This window comes from Pedobacter sp. ASV12 (assembly GCF_016429155.1).
Taxonomy (GTDB): Bacteria; Bacteroidota; Bacteroidia; order Sphingobacteriales; family Sphingobacteriaceae; genus Pedobacter.
Window position 1 is genome coordinate 1 of the sequence record NZ_JAELUC010000340.1, and the last position, 398, is coordinate 398.

The following is a 398-nucleotide window of genomic DNA, read 5'->3' on the forward strand; positions in this document are numbered from 1 at the left end:
AATCAGTATTGCTTTCTTGGATAATTACCAATGCACTGTTTCTGGCTCCGGCTGTTCGAGGAATAAGCTCTTGTGCATAGTTCCAGCCCAGATGAATGCCAATAGGAAACATCAGGTTCCTTGATTTTAGAAATGCCAAGCCAAACAAAATAGAGCCCATTCCGGTAGAAAGCATGACCATAACAACTTCTTTTGTTTGCATGCCAGCACTTATGTGCATCAGCCCAAAGGGCACTGCAATTAGCAATTGTGCAACCCATGGCCTATAGTTTCTTAGCAATGTTTGGAACGGATAGCCCCTAAAAACAAATTCTTGCACAAATGCCGACCACAGACATACCAAAAAGGTAACCATGATAAAAATGGGATCGATGTGCTTGCGTATCTGTCTCTTATAC

At 42.2% G+C, this 398-nt stretch carries 1 protein-coding gene; it reads right to left on the bottom strand.

Translation table 11 applies throughout. The features are described from left to right. Positions 1-355: CPBP family intramembrane glutamic endopeptidase (locus JHD69_RS20585; protein WP_233166145.1), on the bottom strand; the 355-nt coding region annotated here is incomplete at its 3' end. Between the last annotated feature and the right edge of the window lie 43 nt (positions 356-398).